The sequence below is a fragment of the Aquirufa rosea genome (assembly GCF_004118285.1).
Lineage (GTDB): Bacteria > Bacteroidota > Bacteroidia > Cytophagales > Spirosomataceae > Aquirufa > Aquirufa rosea.
In genome coordinates this window covers 247,546-267,765 of the sequence record NZ_SDHY01000002.1, presented here as the reverse complement: position 1 = coordinate 267,765, position 20,220 = coordinate 247,546, and the positions used below count along the sequence as shown (strand labels likewise).

Sequence of the window (20,220 nt, the reverse complement as noted above, 5' to 3'; positions counted from 1 at the left end):
AATGCGCCAACTACTTTTTCTTAGCTTTGTTTTTATTGGTTTTAGCTCCTGTAAAAATAAAACCACCTTCGAACTTCTGCCTAGTGACCAGACAGGTATTCATTTTTCCAATCAAATAGTCGAAAATGACACTTTGAGTATTTTGAAGTATGAATACCTTTACAATGGTAGTGGAGTGGGTATGGGCGATTTTAATAATGATGGCTTATTGGATTTATTCTTTTCGGGTAACCAAGCAAATGGCACCTTATATCTGAATAAAGGTGAAATGAAATTTGAGGAGGTATCCAAGCAAGCGGGCATTGACACTAAAAATCGTTGGTGTGCGGGTGTGAGTGTGGTAGATATCAATGGCGACGGATTGATGGACATTTATGTATCCGTAACCTTAAAAAATGGAGATAAGGACCGTGAAAATTTAATGTTTGTTAATCAAGGTATTAAAAATGGTATTCCGTCTTTCAAGGAAATGGCCGTGGAATATGGAATCAACGATTCTGGGCACAGTCAACATGCTGCATTTTTTGATTATGATAAAGATGGAGACCTAGATTTGTATGTCCTAACCGATAAAATCACAGAGTTTCCGTCCCTTTTTCGTCCAAAAGTAACGGATGGAAGCTATCCTAATACTGATAGATTGTATCGAAATGATTGGTCAGAAACATTAAAACATCCTGTATTTACCAATGTATCTAGAGAAGCAGGAATTAACTTAGAAGGATTCGGTTTAGGTATTAATATTTGTGATATCAATCAGGACAATTGGCCGGATATTTATGTAACTAACGACTATGTTTCTGATGATATTTTGTATATCAATAATCAAAACGGAACTTTTACGGATCAATCTAAGATCTATTTTAAGCATACCAGCCTCAGTGCTATGGGTAATGATGTGGCAGATATTAACAATGATGGTTTGGCAGACATTGTGGCTTTGGATATGTTGCCTAAAAGCAATGATCGCAAAAAGCAATTGGCACCAGGAAATCATTACCAAACCTATTTGAATAGTGATACTTATGGATATACTTATCAATATATGCGCAATACCCTGCAATTAAATGCAGGTAAACAACCCAATGGTCAACCCTATCCTTTCCAAGAGATAGGTTTAATGGCTGGGGTGGCTGAAACCGAATGGAGCTGGTGCCCCTCTTTAGCGGATTTTGACAACGATGGTTATCGCGATTTATTGATTACTAATGGTTTTCCTAAAGACGTAACCGATCGTGATTTCATGTCTTATCAGGCTGAATCCAAACGACTAACCTCAGAGGCCATCATGTTGGAGAAATTGCCAGTAATTAAAATCAATAATTATGCTTTCAAGAACTTGGGCGGATTGAAATTTGATGATGTAAGTGCTAATTGGGGTATTAATGTAGCATCCTTTTCTAATGGTGCGGTTTATGGCGATTTAGATAATGATGGAGACTTGGATTATGTGGTAAATAATATCAATGATGAGGCTTTTGTTTATCGCAATAACACCATCGAACAAGACAAGGAAAAGTCTCAATATTTACGAGTTAAGTTTGAGGGAAAGGCTAAAAATCTATTAGGCCTCGGAGCGAAGATTGAAGCAATTTTCAGTGATGGTTCCCGATATTATTATGAAAATACGCCTTATCGTGGATATTTATCCAGTGTGGAAACCGTGGCTCACATAGGCTTAGGTAACAAATTAGCCATCAAAGAAATGCGCATTTTTTGGCCTAATGATTCCATGCAGGTGATTAAAAATCCAGGAAAAAATAAGGTGATTACTGTGAAGGAATCGGATGCTAAAGAGCCTATTCAAAGCATGTTTGATCAGCCTAAACCGCTGTTAGAAGATATCAGCCAGTCTCTTCAATTGACAGATGTACATAAAGAATATGATTTTGTAGATTTCAACTTCCAAATTCTCCTGCCATTTAAGCTTTCACAGCTAGGACCTGGTTGTTCGGTTGGGGATATTAATGGCGATGGATTAGAGGATTTCTTTGTTGGTGGTTCTAAGTTTTATTCTGGACTTATTTATACCCAACAGGCCAACGGTCGCTTTACTTCGAAGCCATTGGATGGTGCATTGGACCAACCTAAAAAAATGGGAGAGGATTTAGGTTCATTATTAGCTGATTTGGATAAAGATGGTGATTTAGATTTATACATCGCTCGCGGGGGTGCAGAGGATAAGCCAAATTCACCAAGTTTTCAAGATGTCATTTATAAAAATGACGGAAAAGGGAATTTTAGCTTGGATAGTCAGGCATTACCTAGTTTTGTCGAGAGTAATTCCGGCGTAAGGGCCATTGATTTTGACCGTGATGGGGACTTGGATTTATTTGTTAGCGGTAGAAATGTGCCTTTTGAATATCCTAAAGGAACGGTTTCCAGATTATTACGAAATGATTCCAAACTAGGTCAAATTAAATTCACTGATGCCACGGCTACTTGGGCTCCAGATTTATTAAAGGAGGCTCTTGCTTGCGATGCTGTTTGGGCTGATGTTAATCAAGATGGATGGATGGATTTGGTGGTAGCTGGTGAATATCAACCTATCCAAGTTTTTGAAAATCAGAAGGCTAAATTGGTCAAACTTTCTGAAACAGGATTGGAGAATGCTACTGGATTATGGGCATCTATCACTAGTGCTGATTTTGATCAGGATGGAGATCTTGATTTTCTTGCTGGAAATATGGGTAAGAACACCATTTTGCGAGCTAATCCTAAGCAACCAGTGGAAATTGTACATGGGGATTTAGATGGTAATGGCTTATATGATATTTTCCCATTTGTGTATTTTGAAGGTCCGAAAGGTCTTTATGAATCATATCCATTGTTTGGAAAAGATGATACACATAAACAGCTGAATGCTACCCGTGCGCGCTATGTTTATTACAAGGATTTCGGTAAGGCTAAGCAAGAGGATATGTTTACTGATACAGAGAAGAAAAAATCTTCCAAAGTAGCATTTACTGAAAACGCCTCAGTTTATATAGAGAATTTGGGTAAGGGTAAATTTGCTATTCATGAATTACCTGCCATGGCACAGGTTTCTGCAATGAACGGTATGCAGGTATTGGACATCAACCAAGATGGATTTTTAGATGTATTGTATGTCGGAAATAACTTTGGTAATGAGGTGTCCACCGGGCGTTATGATGCTTCTAATGGTGGGGTATTATTAGGAAATGGCAAAGGTAAATTTACTTATCAGCCTAATTCTGGATTGTTTGTACCAAAGGATGCTAAATCCTTGGTAAGCATTCAATTAGGTAAGAATCAATTGGGCTTTTTGGCTTTGCAAAACCGAGGCGAAATACATGTATTTAAGCCTGTGAAGAGTTTTATGCCATTGGTCAATGCTCCCAAAGATTTCACCTATGAGTATTTAGGCAAGAAACAAAAAGTTTGGTGGACCTATGGTGCTTCTTACCTAAGCCAAAGTGGATTGGCTCAAGGATATGTTCCTCAAGGCGCTAAATTAGCGAATTAGGTTCTTGAAATAGGTCAGTTGAAGTCCAGGAGTCAGTTGGGTTCCTGGCTTCACAGCACCAAATTGATAGTTACCTAAGACAATATCAATATCCCCATCTTGATCTACATCTCCCGCATCCATACAAATGTAATGACCGCCATTACCAATGTTTAAATTGCTCACTTGGAAGGTCATGTTTCCTTGATTTTGGAAGTATAAGAAATTTTCATTTCGTCCCTGGTCATTTTCAGCAAAAAATGCAATCATCGCTAGGTCTAAATCTCCGTCCTGGTCGAAGTCCCTTGCGACGGTTTTGGAGGCGCCATAAGACGGATAAAAATAGCCTTCTTTAAAGTTATTTCTTCCGTCATTTAAGTACACATGAACGCCATGAAATGCCTTTTTTGAACGAGAATAGTCGGCATTATCCCCATTGGAAACGATGATGTCATCGTGGCCGTCTTGGTTCATGTCAGCCACTTCCATATAACTGCTACCAAATACCGAATCGAACTGAAGAAGGGGTTTTTCCACAAAGATTCCTTGTCCTTTATTAATGAATAGGGAAACTCCTTCTCGGGATTGTGCCATTAAAACTAACAAGTCAGGTTTGCCATCTCCCGTATAATCTTTAATGACCACATTGCGGGCTCCGGCTTGTGCTTTTAACACATGTCTAGTTTTATTTTTCCCATCAACCCAGGTCAATTGACCTCTTTCAAATCCATATTCACAGATGACGAAATCTTGAACTCCATCGCCATTAAAATCACTGATCTGTACATCCACTGGTCGCTTGAGTGAATCAATTTGAGCAAGCAATTTTCCCTGAGGATTGATGGAATACATGGTGCCAATTTTTTCATCATTTGGATACATTTTACCAATGGCCAGAAGGTAGGGAGTTCCCGCCAACATTTGTGTTAATGCTACCGGGCTGTTAGTTTCTACGGTTCTTTTAATTTGCTTTTTGGAATCAAGTACCCATAAGGTACGATTTCTGGTTCCTGCCCAAACTTCTCCTTTAGTCGGTTCAATCCGTAATGAAATCACCACACCCAATGGATCTTTTTTAGAAATTAAAGTTTCTTCTTTAAAATGCAGGGTAGAGGTGCTGATTGTACTTCTCTTCTTTTGAGGTATGGGTTTTTCGGGAGCATTGTTTACATAATAATCCACGATGGATTGCCAATCTTCCTCGCTAATTTTGGGGTCTAATGGATAGATATCCATCGCCATGGCACTTTGATATTGCTCCTCAGAAATACGGGTCATCAATTGAAAGCGATCACCGATACCCAAGCGATAGCCCATCTCAGGCAAAACTCCCTCTTTCCAAGTTTTTTTGTCGAGCAAGGAGGGATCGGGGAATTTGTGACAAGAGGAGCATGTTTCTTTGGCTAATCGGGCACTTTTTTCCTCTTTACTTTCTTGACAAGCGGTAATACATAAAGTTAAACCTAATAAGGCGGCAAAAAAACGCATATTATTGAACATTGGTATTTTGTATTGCTGATGAATCGATGCCTACTTTACCACTGCATGTGAAATCAAATACAAACTTCTCAGGCTTTAAAAATGGCATTTTTCGATAGCCTTCAATGGCTAAAGTTTGGTCGGAATATACTTTTTCCATGAATTTAGCATAGGCTGGCATGGCCATTTTGGCTCCTTGACCAAGGGCCAAGGTTCTAAAGTGGATACTACGATCATCTCCACCTACCCATACGCCTGCTACTAATTTTTGAGTGACTCCCATGAACCAACCATCAGAGTAGTTGGAAGTGGTACCTGTTTTGGCACCAATTTCATTCTCTGCCACAATGGAAGTTCTTTTAAGTCCCTCGGCAGTTCCTCCGGGTTCTTGAACGGCACCCTGCAACATATATGTCATTAAGTAGGCTGTTTCCGGTTTAATGGCTGCTTTAGCCGTAGGAGAAAACTCCCGAAGCACATTGCCCACCTTATCAGTTATTTTCAAAATCATGATAGGCTCAATTCTTTCTCCTAAGTTGGCAAAGGTGCTATAACCAGCCACCTGCTCAAATACAGATACTTCTGAGGCTCCCAAACAAAGGGAAGGGCCTTCGTATAAAGGACTAGTAATTCCAGCCTTGTGCGCAAAATCAGCAATTTTTTGAGGCCCCATTTCTTTCATTAATTTGGCTGAAATGGTATTGATGGATAAGGCCATGGCCCGACGAAGCTTTAGTTTTTCGTAGCTGTATTTCCCATCTGAATTTTGAGGGGTCCATGTTCCAGTGGTCAATCCATCTTCTTCTCCGAAGGTGACAGGCTCGTCGATGAGTTCATCGCAAGGAGTGGCTAATTCATTTTCTATGGCTGCTCCATAAACAAATGGCTTGAAGGTAGACCCCGGCTGCCTTCTACTCTGTGTGATGTGGTCAAATTTGAAGTATTTATAATTGATACCACCGATCCAGGCTTTCACATGGCCATTAGTTGGGTCCATTGCCATAAAACCGCAGTTCAATATTCTTTTATAATAGTTAAGGGAATCCATTGAGCTCATAGTGGTATCGATGTCGCCTTGGTAGGAAAAAACCGTCATTTTTACCTTCCTGTTCAGTTCTTCCCATACTTTAAACTCATCATTGTTATAGGCCGCCATCAATTCACGGTATCGATCTGTCCGTTTCATGGCATCTTTCAGGAATCCTTTGATTTCCTTCATTTCTTCATTGACCCAAGGATTTCTCCCTTTCCAATGTGCATTGAATAGACCTTGTTCCGCACGCATGTGCTCCTGAATCGACTCTTCAGCATACTTTTGCATACGAGAGTCGATGCTGGTATAGATACGAAGTCCAGAAGTATACAGGTTAATTTGTTGATCCTCAGGTCTATCGGCATTTATTTCTTTGATGATAGCCAAAATTTGTTTTCTAACACTTTCCCTGAAATAAGGTGCTGCTCCAGTGTTTTGGTTTTCTACCTTAAACTTTAAGTTTAAAGGTGTTTCCATCAAACGCTCGGCTTCATCTCTTAAAATATAGTCGTACTTGGCTAATTGGCCTAAAACTACATTTCTTCTCTCCAAGGTTTTTTCTGGGCGGATGCGTGGGTCATATAAAGATGGATTTTGTAATAAACCAATCAGTGTGGCAGCTTCTGTAAGTGTGACCGTTTTGACGTCTTTTTGGAAATAGGTCCGACAAGCCACTTGTATGCCATAGGCATTATTACCAAAACTAACTTCGTTCAAGTACATGGCCATAATTTCCTGCTTGGTATAGCGTCTTTCCAATTTGATGGCTAAAATCCATTCTTTGACTTTGGCAATAGCGGTCTTTAGACCTCCAATCTTCATGAGTAAACCCATGTATAGAGGATCGTCTTCACCAAATTCAATCGAGCGTGTGTGAAACAGGTTTTTGGCTAATTGTTGGGAAATAGTACTTCCCCCACCTGAGGTTCCCATACTGAGCACCACACGCATCATGGAGCGCATATCTATACCGGAGTGGGTAGTGAAACGAGCATCTTCCGTGGCCATGAGCGTGTTGATTATGGCAGGAGATAATTCCTCAAATTCCACTGGGTGGCGATTTTCACGGAAGTATTTTCCAATTTCTTGGCCATCCTCCGAGATTAACAATGAAGCCTCTTGGCTCTTAGGATTTTCTAACTCATATAAGCTAGGCATTCCGCCAAAAAGCCAAAGAAAATTAAAATTGACTGCTGTAATAAAAAGCACAGCAAACAAGGTAGAACCCAATAAGAATTTATAAGTAAATCGAATCAGTTTTAGATATTTTCCCTCTTCAAATTCGAACATATTAGTTTTTATTTTTGGAATAAGCATTTAATAATGCTTCTGCCTCCGTTGTTAATGGGCTTTTTGGGAAAGCTTGTATGAAGTTTTTTAAATTGTCTTGATAGTTGGAGTATTCTTTTAGTCCTCCGTAACAAAGAGCCTTTAAAAATACGACTTTATCTTCTAAGTTACTACCCGGAAACTGCTGCAAGATTTGTTGACACAGTCGCGATGCTTCGGTGAAATTGGAAGATTTAAATTGTGTAAAGGCTTGTTCATAAGCTTTTTGTGCTGCCAATTCATTGCTTTCTGTCAAGCTTCCATTTTCAATTTTCAGTATCAATTGCTTGAAATAAGCAGTGGGGAAGCGATCAAATAGGCTAGTCCTGTAGGCTTTTTGCTCGGGTGATTCTTTTGGACTGCTTAAATACAATAAATATAGTGCTTCTGCCTCATGTGTGCTTCCAGGATAGTTGGCCAACAGTTTTTTCAAAATTTGACGAGCCTGATCTTTTTCTCCGATTTCTAATTGGACAAATTTCCCTAATTCAAATAGAGCCTCCTCTTGACGTTTTTTTACCTGGGCTATCTCTTGAGCACTTTTGGGTATTGAATTGAGCCAAATCTGCAGGGAATCCTTATTCTCAGTACTTGTGGATAAAGGCTTCAAATTTTCATTGGAAGGATTGGGATTGTTCTGAGTTAGGTTGACAATCTGACTATTCAGGTTGTTATTTTTATTTTTTCGATTCCAAAAATCTTCCAGAGTTCTCACGCCCCATTTGTTGTTAAATTCTTGCTGACCTTGAATTCTGGCCTGATCATTATAAAAGTAAAAACTTTGTTGTTCAGGAGTAGATGGCCTTCTAGTAAAGCTCACTTGGCTGGCCAGGGGTATCTTCGCATTATTCAAGGAATCCGATTTCTTGGCCAGTTTTTTATGGGTCTTTTGGTAAAGGGAGCTTAACTCGTCCAAAGACATTTGACTTAAATGAAGCAATGAATCCTCTTTGCTCAGGGCTTGACTTAATTTTAAATAGTTAGACCATGTAGCTTTAAGTTTTTGAGCGGATGCATGGGCCGGATGATTGGGAGAAAGATAGGTAGCAGCACTATCAAAATACAGCGCTGCTTCATCCAATTGTTTTAGTTGAGAAGCAAACAGGTTTCCTAATTGCAAATATACTTCCCCTCGATCACTTCCATTACTACCACCTTTTGTCCAATAATTTTTGGCTTTTTCGTATTCTTTGTTTTTGAAATACATCTGCCCCAAAGCGACATAAATAGCTGAAACGAGGTCGGCGTTTTTAGGCTCTCGAATCATTTTTTCCAGTTCTACTGCATCATTGTTTAGTTGGTGAACAGCTAAAGTAGCCCGGAATTGTAATTCGTAACTAGCCTTGTTTTTTTTAACTAACGCGAAGTTTTCCAAGGCTAATTTATTTTTCCCTTGAGATTCAAACATTTGCCCAAGAATGAAGAATAAACGGGCTTTTTCCTCCCCAGCTTTGAGGGAAGGAATAACTTCCTCTAAAAGTGCAATGGTAGGAATTATTTCGTTTTTGTTTTGATGATAAAAAGCTCTAGCCAACAAGTAAGAATTCTTTTGTTCGCGGTTGAGGTTTAGTGTCTGGATAAACTCCGATACCTTTTCTGCCGAAACGAAATCGTGTTGAAAAGTATAAATTTGATACAGATGAAGTAAGGAAGTGAATTGCGAACGAGGGTCATTGTCGATCGAATTCACAAACTTAAATGTCTCCACCGCATTTTTAAAATCCTTTTTAATGTATCGCCCCCAGCCTATTAAGGAATAGGCATCATCAATAAAATGGGAGTTTTGGTGGCGATCAATGACTAGTGAAGCCTTTTTGATTACTTGATCAATCTCGGAGGCATGTTGCTGTCCAAAAGTTGAATCAACAGCTGGAAGTATGGGGAGGATTGCTCGGTAGTCTTCCTTATGTTCCTCCCAAAATTTCTTTTGGATCGTATTTTTGATTCGATCGGCTTGCCAAATCGCATTGTATTTGGCGTTGAGGTTGTGGAATGCCACCGCAGCAGGCTTGGTGCTTTGTTGAGAACAAGCACTCACAAGAGCCAATAAACCAAGAAGCCAAAATCTTATATGCATGTGGAAATCCAAAATTGTTCAAATTTACAATTTATCTCAACGAAAAAGGGATAAATTTAGCATGGCTTTGTGATTAATTTAATCTTAACTTATGAACCCCTATCAAAAATACATGGGAGCCGCTTTTCAGATGTTGGTCACCATATTATTAGGAGTATGGCTGGGCAGGTATTTGGATGCTTACTTTCAATTCAGCAAACCCTGGATGACAATCGTTTTTTCATTAGGCTCCATCGTCTTTTCCATGTTCGGTTTGATTCGAAGTTTGTTAAAATAATTGGCAATTCGCTCGATTTATAAGCCGAGATATTTCTGTAAATTGCTGAGATTTTTCATGTTAATGTTTTCTTTAGGTGTTTGAGGGTCGTAGACAAATTCTATTGTTGTTCTTTATCATCATTGGCCTGGTGTTTATAGGTAAGTTATTTTTTCTTCAGGTCATAGATGATAGTTATGAGAAGGCAGCCGATAACAATGCCATCAGGAAAATTATTCAAGTTCCTTTTCGGGGAGAGGTTTATGATCGAAACAATAAATTAATCGTTTACAATACGCCTGTTTACGATTTGTACATCACGCCCAGGAAGGCTCGTGTGCGAGATACCATGCAGTTTTGTCGGCTATTTGGCATCACAAGGGCATATTTTGATTCTACATGCAAGCAGGCAAAAGCTTATTCTAGGGTAAAGCCTTACTTATTTTTAAAGCATTTATCGAAAGAGGACTTCGCCCGAGTGCAAGATGCTATGGTGGATTTTCCTGGATTTACTTTTACCACCACGGCCTTTAGAACTTATCAATCTAAGGCATTCTCCAATGCCTTGGGTTATGTGGCAGAGATTAATTCTACTTCTTTATCTACTCAAAAAGACGATTATTACCGACAAGGGGATTATGTCGGGGTGTCGGGAATCGAGAGCTTTTATGAGGAAGATTTGAGGGGTCAGCGGGGGGTGAAATACCGCATGGTGAATAGTAATGGAGTGGAAAAGGGAGATTTTAAGGAGGGGAGTTTGGATATTCAGCCCATTGCAGGGAAGAATCTTTACACGGGTGTGGATATTCGCTTGCAGGAATATGCGGATAGTTTAATGCGTAACAAAGTGGGTTCAGTGGTGGCCATAGAACCGAGTACAGGGGAAATTTTAACGATGGTGTCTGCGCCATCCTATGACCCAAGTCTTTTGGCTGGAAGAAATTTTTCCAAATACTACCGCAATTTGGCATTGGATCCAATGAAGCCATTACTAAATCGACCTCCTTCCGCCTATTATCGTCCAGGATCAACTTTTAAATTAATCCAAGCCTTGGTGGGTCTTCAATTAGGCATTATTACACCAGGGAGTGTTTTTACCCATGCTGGTGCACCTGTCAAGTGCCACTCCCACAATACTTCTCATAATGATCTGCACAATGCCATTCAATGGTCTTGTAACCCTTATTTCTATCATGCTTTTAGAAAAATATTGTATGATGGGACCCAAGGAAATACCTATGAGCGTTCAGCACAAGGTTTAAAACGCTGGTCTGAGCTAGTAGCCAATTTTGGGTTTGGAAGAAAGTTGGGTGTGGATTTAGGTAATGAGAAAAAAGGTATTTTACCCAATGTAGACTATTACAATAAGGTGTATAAAGGTGAAAATACGTGGAAGTTTTCCAACATTTATTCCTTGAGTATCGGTGAGGGAGAGTTGGTGGTGAATCCTTTAAAAATGGCGAATGTGGCTGCGATTATTGCCAACAGAGGTTGGTATATTCCTCCGCATATTGTGAAGGCTATTGGCGATAAGAAAGAGGTGGATCCATTTTATAAAACACCTGTGTCAGTAGGCATAGATTCCAAGCACTTTGGAGTGGTTATCGAAGGAATGAAGGATGCTGTTTTGCATGGTACGGTGGGCGGAGATGGTAAAATTCCTGACATCGTTATGTGCGGTAAAACGGGTACTTCTCAAAATGCCAAAGGGGAAGATCATTCCGTTTTCATTGCCTTTGCACCGAAAGACAACCCCAAAATTGCCATTGCTGTATTTGTGGAGAATGCCGGTTTTGGAGGTTTTGCGGCGGCACCCATTGCTTCGCTCATCATTGAGAAATATTTAAAAGGAAAAGTGGATAGAAAGGCCGTGGAGGAGAAATTCATGAATAAGAGTTACCTTCCGAATGTATTGTCGGTAACTGGACCAAAACCTGTAAAAACTAAAAAAGATACTTTAAAATGAGTCAGCAAAATCAATTAGTATCTAAAGTGGATTGGATTACCATATCCCTTTATGCGCTATTTGTCATAGCTGGCTGGATGAATATCTATTCCGCGGTGTATAATCCTGAGTCTCCTCTCTGGATTTTTGATGCCAAATTTTACGATTCCAATGCAGGCAAGCAACTTATTTGGATGGGTACTAGTTTGGTCCTGATTATCATAATTTTTGCCATTGATTTTCGCTTTTTTGAAGCATTTGCCCCCATCATTTATGCTGGCTTTATTTTACTTTTGGTCCTAGTGCCTTTTTTAGGAGTCACCATCAACGGCTCACATTCTTGGTTTAAGCTGGGTAGCATTACCATTCAGCCGGCGGAATTTGCTAAAACAGCCACAGCTTTACTTCTAGCTAAGTATTTAAATGAACCTCAAGTAAATTTGAGTAGGTGGAAAAATCAATGGGTAGTGGGTGTCATCATTGCCTTGCCGATGCTATTAATTATTGCCTCTAATGAAACGGGTTCAGCACTCGTTTTTGCTTCCTTTTTAATTTTACTTTACAGAGAGGGATTACCTGGAGAATACCCTGGCATATTTGTTGGTTCTGTGGTCATTTTTGTTTCTGCTTTACTCTTGAGTCCTTGGACTATATTACTGGTTTTAATTTTAATGGTAGGGGGTATCATTGGCATGTCACCTATTTACATTCAACGCATGAGGCAAACATATGTGAAAGCGGCGCTCTTTATTGCGGGAGTTATGATGATGGTTTTTTTGGTGGATTTAGCAGTTAATAAAGTACTAAAAGAGCATCAGAGAAATCGAATTAAAGTGTTGATTGACCCTTCTTTTGATCCGAGGGGTTTGGGATATCAAGTGACTCAATCTAAAATAGCCATCGGATCAGGGGGCTTTTGGGGAAAGGGTTATTTGCAAGGGACACAAACCAAATTTGATTTTGTGCCTGAACAAAGTACTGATTTTATTTTTTGTACTATTGGAGAGGAGCATGGTTTCTTTGGGGTCATGGTGGTAATCCTTTTATTTGTGGTATTCCTATGGCGAATTATGTATTTGGCAGACCAGCAGCGGTCACGCTTTGCCCGCGCCTATGGATATGGAGTAGTTGGGATTTTATTTTTCCATTTTTTAGTCAATATTGGGATGACGATAGGTTTGATGCCCATCATGGGTATTCCTTTACCATTTTTTAGTTATGGAGGTTCTTCCCTATGGTCATTTACCATACTATTATTTATATTTCTGAAATTAGATTCACATCGTTCAGATATGCTTTCCAGATAATTTACCATAAACCTATGATTGAAGAAAAACTAAGCTCAAAAGTCAAACTATTGATTGCCGTAGCCGCGCTAGGCTATTTTGTGGATGTATATGATTTAATCCTATTTTCTGTTGTCCGTAATCCCAGTTTAAAAAGTTTGGGTCTTTCAGGTCCTGAATTACTCAATCAAGGCCTTACTTTGATGAATATTCAAATGGGAGGAATGTTGCTAGGTGGAATTTTATGGGGTATTTATGGAGATAAAAAAGGTCGTAAATCGGTTTTGTTTGGCTCTATTCTTTTGTATTCTTTGGCCAATGCTTTAAATGGATTAGTTCATGATTTAGATACTTATGCCTGGCTAAGGTTTCTGGCGGGGATTGGTTTAGCAGGGGAATTAGGTGCTGGAATAACTTTAGTGAATGAGACCTTACCTGCCTCTAAGCGTGGAATTGGTACCTTGATTATTGCGGGAGTGGGTGCCTCTGGGGCCATTTTTGCGCCTATCGTTTCTAATTTTAGTTCAGATCCAGAGTGGTGGAGAACCTGTTATTACATAGGAGGAGGAATGGGTTTAGCCTTGTTATTATTGCGATTGGGGACCTTTGAGTCGGGAATGTTTTTGGATTTGGAGAAGGATGTCAAGCGGGGTAATTTCTTTCAATTGTTTTCGCATGGGAAGATTTTTAAAAAGTATTTGTACTGTATTTTAATGGGTTTACCTATTTGGTACATCATTGGGATATTAGTCTTTTCATCCCCGGAACTTTTGCAGGGCATGGGTTTAAAGGGGGTTATTACAGGAGGAGATGCCATTATGTATTGTTATTTGGGCCTATCGGTGGGTGATTTTGCGAGTGGATATTTGAGTCAGTTCTTACAAAGTAGGAATAAAGCCGTGATGATCTATCTACTCATTGCTTGGGTATTAACCATTTATTTCTTGTATGCGATGTCGGATATTTCGGTAGTTTATGGCAATGTTATGATTACACTTTTGGGATTTTTTGGAGGCTACTGGGCGGTATTTTTGACCAGTTCTTCCGAACAATTTGGCACGAATTTGCGGATGACGGTGACGACCACCGTACCCAATTTTGTGCGTGGAGCTTTGATTCCCATCAGTTTACTATTTAAATTTTTGATACCTTCAGTAGGTATGGTTCATGCAGCCGCTTTGGTAGGAGTATTATGTTTTGCTGCGGCGATTTGGTCAGTAAGTCAGTTGAAAGAGACCTTTGGTAAGTCATTGGATTTTATAGAAGAATAATGGCATTAATATCACGTAAGAAAAACCTATATCGGATAAATCATCAGCTGAGGCGCTACTTGCACAAGTATGGTCGTGAGCATGCGATGAATATCAGTTACCAGGATTTATTGCGCTATGATAATGCTATAACCTTATATGACAAAAATGGGAACGACACCCTTTGGGAAACAGTTTTTTATTCGCAGGCAGATCAAGAGGAAGTACATGAGTCTCTAAAAAATATTTATGCTGATTTAAAGACAGATGGGAATGAAGGGGTTATTAAGCACTTGGTGATTGATCGGGTGGACTATTGTACGTATGGGAATACGCATCCTTTTAGAATACGTATAGTGAATAAGGTAAATGATATTTTTGATTATTTCTATATCAAAATAGCGGATGCCTCACGGGTGTATGGTTTAGAATTGGAGCATATTCTTTCTCCCAATCGAATCAACTATGTGACTTATGATAATACCTTGGTAGAGGAGCATATTGCAGGTGTTCCAGGGGATGTTTTTCTCAAACAAGATTTAGAGAATGATTTGGAATCACCCATTCGCTTAGCTAAGGAATTTGTTAAGTTTAATGAGCGCTGTTTGGTACAATTATTAGGAGACATGCATAGTACCAATTATGTGGTCATTACCACTCCTGATTTTGACGATATTTATTACCGCATAAGACCTATTGATTTTGACCAACAATGTTATGAGGGGAAACGCTCAGTTTATTTACCTCAGTATTTTAAGCAAAACAATCGATTGGTAGAATTGGGGATGAAATACATGACTCCAGAATCCGTTTGGCAGTACCAAATTGAAGAGCGATCCATGATAGCTAGTCGTTTGAAGTCAGAAAGCCAGCGGGTCTATGATTTAATGACTGTGATGGCCAAGGATGAAATTGCTCCCACGGAAAATGTGGAGCAATTGCGCTTAGATTTGGCCAGGCATTATAATGATGATCGTTTTTTGAATTGCAAAACGATGGGTGAAATAGTTTGGAGTAGTTTAGAATTAGTGATGCGCCACTAGGCTTTTTGGTAGGCTGCGATAGCCATGCAGCTAAATCCAGCCATAAAGGCTAGTCCTCCCAATGGTGCCACTGCTCCCCAGATATTTTGTTGAGTAATGCAAATTAAATACAAAGCACCGGGAAAAATGACGCTTCCAGCTAAGATGAGGTAGGAAGCCCACTTTAAAAACTTATTTCCAGAGTTTATCTGCCAAATCCCCAATAATAACAGGGCCAAGGCGCCGTACATTTGATATCTAGCTGCCGTTTCAAATGTTTCCAATCGTTGGGTGGATAGGAGATAGGTTTTCCATGCGTGGGCACCAAAAGCACCAATGGCAACGGACAAGGTGGCTAAGATAGATCCAGCTAATAGGCAAAAACGTTTCATCGGGATTAGATAAAAAAAGCCTTGTTTGACAAGGCTTTTGATGTTATGAAGCGAAAGATACTTTTAAATCGTTGAGTTTCCTTCGAATGGAATCGTCTACTTGTTTGTCGCCAACTCGCAATACGAAACCTCCAATTAATGATTCATCGATGGATTCTTGTAATTGCACATCTTTTCCAGAATATTCTTTTACAATGGCAATTACTTTGTTACGTTGTTCCTCCGTCAAAGCAGATGGAGTAATAACTTCTGCCTTCTGGATTCCTTTGTAGTTGGTATATAATTCAATGAATTGTTTTGCAATAGCGGGTAAGTATTCTTCTCTGTTTTTACGAGTTATGATTTCGAAAATGGAGTAAGATACTTCATGGAATTTATCCTTGAATAATTTACTCAGGATAGTCATTTTAGTTCCATGTTTGATAATAGGGCTCCTAAACGCTAAAACCAATTCCTTACTGCCCTTGCAAGTTTCGCGGAAGTTTACCATATCTTGGTAAACATTTTCCACCACTTTCTTTTCAATGGCTAAATCTAGCAAAGATTTAGCGTAACGATGGGCAACAATTAACTCAGACATTTGATCAAATTTAAGGTGTTGCTTCTTATTTTAAAGTGACATCAGCAATCCACTCAGATACTAATTTTTCCTGAGCAGCTTTGTCTTTCAATTGGCTTTTTAATACTTTCTCTGCTAGGTCAAGCGATAGGCTAGCGGCTTCCTTACGGATAGCAGCTACTGCAGCTACTTTCTCTTGTTCAAAAGCCGTCCGAGCTTTTTCAATTTCTTGATTGGCAGCTGCTTGAGCGTCTAACTTAGCTTGAGCAATCATGGCATCTGCAGATTCCTTCGCTTGCTTAATTAATGCATCACGCTCAGCACGGGCAGATACTAATAACTGTTCGTTTCCAGCTTTAAGCTCAGCCATTTCTTTCTTAGTTTCTTCAGAAAGTTTGATGGCTTGGTCAATCGACTCTTCACGCTCATGCAAAGATTGAATAATAGGCTTCCAAGCAAATTTTGCTAGAAGAAAGAACAAAATTCCAAATACTAGAACTTGCCAAAAAATAAGTCCAAACTCTGGGGTGATTAACTCCATACTCGTGTATAATTAAGATGTTAAAATCTTCTAAAAACGCAACTTGATGCCTATTGCGATCAAATTGCGTTTGAAATTAGGTGAATCAAATGCCTAGGCTAACCCTAGGCCAGACCCTGTTTGAGATTACTTTAAAGTAACCAATAAACAAATTACTGCAGCGAAAAGAGCAACCGCCTCCACGAAAGCAGCTACGATCAACATCGCACCTTGGATTTTTCCGGATGCTTCTGGCTGACGAGCGATAGATTCCATAGCAGAACCACCAATGTTACCGATACCTAAACCAGCACCAACGGCAGCTAAACCAGCTCCAACACCTGCAAGACCAGTTCCTACAGAAACTTCCATTAAAATTGATAAAAGAGACATACTAATTGGGTTTATGAATAAAAATTAAAATACAAATTCTAGTGATGATGCTCTTCAATAGCCGCACCAATGTAAGTAGATACCAACATGGTGAAGATAAAGGCTTGAATGAAAGCAACAATCAATTCAATCACGTTCATAAATAAGGAGAACGGTACCACGGCAATTCCTAGCGCTGCATTTTCAAAAATGAAAATTAAGGAAACTAAGCTCAATAGGATAATGTGACCCGCAGTCATGTTAGCAAACAAACGAACCATGAGAGAAAATGGCTTCATGAACACACCTACGATCTCCACGGGAGTCATGATGATCAACATCCATTTGGGAACACCTGGCATGGCAAAAACGTGTGTCCAATAAGTGGCTTTGCCATTTAAGTTGGTAACAAAGAACGCAATGATGGCCAAAATAGCTGTCACGGCGATATTTCCCGTTACGTTAGCTCCACCAGGAATTAAACCTAACATATTATTGAACCAGATAAAGAAGAATACTGTCAATAAATAAGGCATGAATCGGCGGTAGTGTTTTTCTCCAATATTGTTTTTGGCAATTTCATCGCGAACAAAAATGATGATAGGCTCAAATAAAGATTGAATGCCTTTCGGTGCGCGGTGAGGATTTTCCTTGTATGTTTTACCAATTCCAATGAATATGGTCAACAATAAAACAGCCGAAATAAGTAAAGAAGCTACGTTTTTAGTGATGGAAATATCATAAACTTTTTCTCCATTCTCCGCATGAATTTTACCATGCTCTAATTTTAAGCCTTGGTAGGACACCTCTTCGTGGTGCTCATTTTTGAAATTGGAAGAAGAAAATACCTGTAAACCAGCTGATTCTCTATATACGATGCAAGGGAGCGGTACAGTGGCGTGGAAATGACCGATAGTGAAAAAATGCCATTCATGTTCATCCGCAATGTGATGTAAAATCATTTTACCCGCATCAAACTTCTCTTCTTGTTGAGGAGCATGCTCAGTAGCTTCTGCAGCAGCAGGCTCATTAGCCCAAGCGGAGAAACTGAAAAGGGAAATGAATAATCCGAGGATTATATTTGAAAAATACACTTTTTTGAAAATGGACTTACCCGACATCTTAATGCTCGCTTTTTCTTTAATTTCTTTGATTAATGGGGCTAATTCGCTGATTAGCTGGATGTAGAAAAGAATTTTAGGGGCTTTTTACCTAAGGCTTTTCTAAAAACGTCGCAAGTTACGAAGCAAACCAATTATTTCAAAATTTGTACAACATAAATAGAGTACAAAAAAATTGCCTACAAAAAGTATCATTTCTGGAGTACCTGTATATCCAAAAACACCAATAAACAATAGACTTGCGATGAAACGTATGGCTAAAGAGGCCATGTGAAATGGGATGAATTTTTCTCGATCATTTTTCCAACCTATTTGATGCAATGCATGACTAAAATAAGCCAAAAAGAAAAAAAAGGCCCAAATGAATGCTATATCTGGATGCAGCCAACTAGCCCAGCTACTTTGATGTATTCCCCAAAGTATGAGACCTAGCCCCCCGTAAAAGCTGATGAGTTTAAGCATGGTGCAAATATCTGCATTATGTCTTATAATTATCGTATCTCTTCAAACAAAGAATTACTCTAGTATCAACTTCTCGTTAGTAATTATCAATTAATAGATTAGAAGAGGTGATTCGAAAAGGTAATTTAGATTTAGATTTGTCAACTTTTTGAAAGTTGACAAATCTTCCCTGCCCCCTGCCCAGTCCGCCCCCTGCCTTGTCCCCTTCGCGCGCCCTTGCCTGAAACCTACTGCGTCAACCCACATCACCTGAACTACCCACCGGGTGCTTACTTCCTGAACTTCCTCCGCCAAAAGAATCCGAACTAAATAAACCCCAGAGCATCCTAATTTGCCAATACCTGAATTCAAGTTGACAATTCTACTTGGCTTTTGGATTTATTCTATTTCATTCTTTACTTTGCAGTCCAGAATCAATCTCAAAGGCAGCATTGATTTATAAAGAAGAAGGGAGAGACTAGGCTCAATGAACTTCTGGCAACCAGTTGAAAAACTAAGGTGCTAATTCCTACCCCGGGCAAATGCCTGTTTAGGGAAATATAAACGAATGTTACATGCAAGCAGAGTTCAAAGTATTTCATTCTTCCCAATCTTTTGCCCTTGAAATGGGCGGGGAGCTACCTTCTATCCAACTAGCATATGAGACCCTTGGTAAATTAAATGCCCAAAAGGATAATGTCGTTTGGGTATGTCATGCCTTTACCGGAAGTTATGAAGTATCTGATTGGTGGCAAGGTTTGGTAGGATTGGGTAAATTGTTTAATCCCGAAAATCATTTTATCATCTGCTGCAATATTTTAGGTTCACATTATGGTTCCACAGGACCGTTATCTGTTAATCCTCTGACGGGTGAACCTTATTACCACAGCTTTCCGCATGTGACTATTCGGGATGTGATTCAAAGTTTCGAATTACTCCGAAAGGATTTAGGTATCAATAAAATCAAAACCTGCATTGGAGGTTCTTTGGGTGGGCAACAGGCCTTGGAATGGGCCATTATGCAACCAGATTTAATTGAAAACTTGATATTAATTGCAACCAATGCCGTGCATTCTCCTTGGGGGATTGCCTTCAATGAATCCCAAAGAATGTCCATTGAAGTGGATCCCACTTGGAAGGAATCGCAGCCTCGTGCTGGAATAGAGGGGATGAAGGCAGCACGTGCCACAGCATTGATTTCCTATCGAAATTATGAAACCTATCAGGTAACTCAAGCCCGACAAGAAAATACGACGGGCGAAGCCTTGCGGGCTATTTCTTATCAAAGATACCAAGGCGAGAAATTGGCAGCTAGATTCAATGCTTATTCCTATTATGTGTTGTCCAACATGATGGACTCCCAGGATGTGGGAAGAAATCGGGGGGGAGTGGTGAGAGCATTGAAATCTATTAAAGCTAGAACCCTTGTGATTGGAATTAAATCAGATGCTCTTTTCCCAATTGTAGAGCAGGAATATTTAGCTAAACATATACCTGGGGCTTCTTTTCAAGTCATTGACTCCTTATATGGACATGATGGGTTTTTAATTGAAAGCGGTTTGATGACCAAGGCCATTCGGCTTTGGCAAAAGTTGCTTCGCCTTGAGGTTAATCCCATGGCTGACTTTTTCCGAGAATTAGAGAGTAAACAAATCTTCTACGCTTCTTAATC

Annotated in this window: 16 protein-coding genes and 1 riboswitch; of the genes, 7 read left to right on the top strand and 9 right to left on the bottom strand. The window is 39.5% G+C overall.

Annotated elements, in window-relative coordinates:
* Position 1: 1 nt before the first annotated feature.
* Positions 2-3,487, top strand: coding sequence for a VCBS repeat-containing protein (locus tag ESB04_RS04130; RefSeq protein ID WP_164969588.1), 3,486 nt, complete (start codon positions 2-4; stop codon positions 3,485-3,487).
* Here the strand turns inward: ESB04_RS04130 and ESB04_RS04125 are convergent.
* From ESB04_RS04125 to porW, 3 genes are read right to left on the bottom strand one after another with little or no spacing between them, the layout of a single operon-like run.
* Positions 3,476-4,966 (bottom strand): FG-GAP repeat domain-containing protein, encoded by a 1,491-nt coding sequence (locus tag ESB04_RS04125; protein WP_129026455.1) that lies wholly within the window; start codon positions 4,964-4,966, stop codon positions 3,476-3,478. The two genes, ESB04_RS04130 and ESB04_RS04125, sit on opposite strands and share 12 nt — an antisense overlap.
* A complete protein-coding gene (locus ESB04_RS04120; RefSeq protein WP_129026454.1) occupies positions 4,956-7,268 on the bottom strand; it encodes a penicillin-binding protein 1A in 2,313 nt (770 codons plus the stop codon). The genes ESB04_RS04125 and ESB04_RS04120 overlap by 11 nt, the downstream gene beginning before the upstream one ends.
* 1 nt (position 7,269) lies before the next feature.
* Positions 7,270-9,384 carry a type IX secretion system periplasmic lipoprotein PorW/SprE gene (porW, locus tag ESB04_RS04115; protein WP_129026453.1) on the bottom strand — a complete coding sequence of 705 codons (2,115 nt, stop codon included), beginning with the start codon at positions 9,382-9,384 and terminating at the stop codon, positions 7,270-7,272.
* A gap of 91 nt (positions 9,385-9,475) precedes the next feature.
* Between porW and ESB04_RS04110 the strand changes: the two genes are divergently transcribed.
* From ESB04_RS04110 to ESB04_RS04090, 5 genes are all read left to right on the top strand, one after another.
* On the top strand, positions 9,476-9,661 hold the full coding sequence (locus ESB04_RS04110) for an AtpZ/AtpI family protein (protein WP_129026452.1): 186 nt from the start codon (positions 9,476-9,478) through the stop codon (positions 9,659-9,661).
* A 76-nt stretch (positions 9,662-9,737) separates the two neighbouring features.
* Positions 9,738-11,606, top strand: coding sequence for a penicillin-binding transpeptidase domain-containing protein (locus tag ESB04_RS04105; protein ID WP_129026451.1), 1,869 nt, complete (start codon positions 9,738-9,740; stop codon positions 11,604-11,606).
* Positions 11,603-12,892, top strand: a complete 1,290-nt coding sequence (rodA, locus tag ESB04_RS04100; protein WP_129026450.1) for a rod shape-determining protein RodA — start codon at positions 11,603-11,605, stop codon at positions 12,890-12,892. The genes ESB04_RS04105 and rodA overlap by 4 nt, the downstream gene beginning before the upstream one ends.
* 14 nt (positions 12,893-12,906) lie before the next feature.
* Positions 12,907-14,142, top strand: a complete 1,236-nt coding sequence (locus ESB04_RS04095) for an MFS transporter (RefSeq protein WP_129026449.1) — start codon at positions 12,907-12,909, stop codon at positions 14,140-14,142.
* On the top strand, positions 14,142-15,164 hold the full coding sequence (locus ESB04_RS04090) for a hypothetical protein (protein WP_129026448.1): 1,023 nt from the start codon (positions 14,142-14,144) through the stop codon (positions 15,162-15,164). Before ESB04_RS04095 ends, ESB04_RS04090 begins: the two co-directional genes overlap by 1 nt.
* Here ESB04_RS04090 and ESB04_RS04085 read toward each other — a convergent pair.
* The 6 genes from ESB04_RS04085 to ESB04_RS04060 all read right to left on the bottom strand — a co-directional run bounded on the left by ESB04_RS04085 (position 15,161) and on the right by ESB04_RS04060 (position 18,569).
* Positions 15,161-15,535 (bottom strand): DUF423 domain-containing protein, encoded by a 375-nt coding sequence (locus tag ESB04_RS04085; protein ID WP_129026447.1) that lies wholly within the window; start codon positions 15,533-15,535, stop codon positions 15,161-15,163. The two genes, ESB04_RS04090 and ESB04_RS04085, sit on opposite strands and share 4 nt — an antisense overlap.
* A gap of 43 nt (positions 15,536-15,578) precedes the next feature.
* Positions 15,579-16,115, bottom strand: coding sequence for an ATP synthase F1 subunit delta (atpH, locus tag ESB04_RS04080; protein ID WP_129026446.1), 537 nt, complete (start codon positions 16,113-16,115; stop codon positions 15,579-15,581).
* A 25-nt stretch (positions 16,116-16,140) separates the two neighbouring features.
* On the bottom strand, positions 16,141-16,635 hold the full coding sequence (atpF, locus tag ESB04_RS04075; protein WP_129026445.1) for a F0F1 ATP synthase subunit B: 495 nt from the start codon (positions 16,633-16,635) through the stop codon (positions 16,141-16,143).
* A gap of 126 nt (positions 16,636-16,761) precedes the next feature.
* Entirely contained in the window at positions 16,762-17,007 is a 246-nt protein-coding gene (gene atpE / locus ESB04_RS04070) for an ATP synthase F0 subunit C (RefSeq protein ID WP_129026444.1), read from the bottom strand.
* A gap of 38 nt (positions 17,008-17,045) precedes the next feature.
* Positions 17,046-18,107 (bottom strand): F0F1 ATP synthase subunit A, encoded by a 1,062-nt coding sequence (gene atpB, locus ESB04_RS04065; RefSeq protein ID WP_129026443.1) that lies wholly within the window; start codon positions 18,105-18,107, stop codon positions 17,046-17,048.
* Between the two features lie 102 nt (positions 18,108-18,209).
* Complete coding sequence (locus tag ESB04_RS04060; RefSeq protein WP_129026442.1) at positions 18,210-18,569, bottom strand: hypothetical protein; 360 nt, start codon at positions 18,567-18,569, stop codon at positions 18,210-18,212.
* Positions 18,570-19,002: 433 nt separating this feature from the next.
* A riboswitch (SAM riboswitch) is annotated at positions 19,003-19,115 on the top strand.
* Between the two features lie 8 nt (positions 19,116-19,123).
* Here ESB04_RS04060 and ESB04_RS04055 point away from each other — a divergent pair.
* Positions 19,124-20,218, top strand: coding sequence for a homoserine O-acetyltransferase family protein (locus tag ESB04_RS04055; protein WP_129026441.1), 1,095 nt, complete (start codon positions 19,124-19,126; stop codon positions 20,216-20,218).
* Positions 20,219-20,220 lie beyond the last annotated feature (2 nt).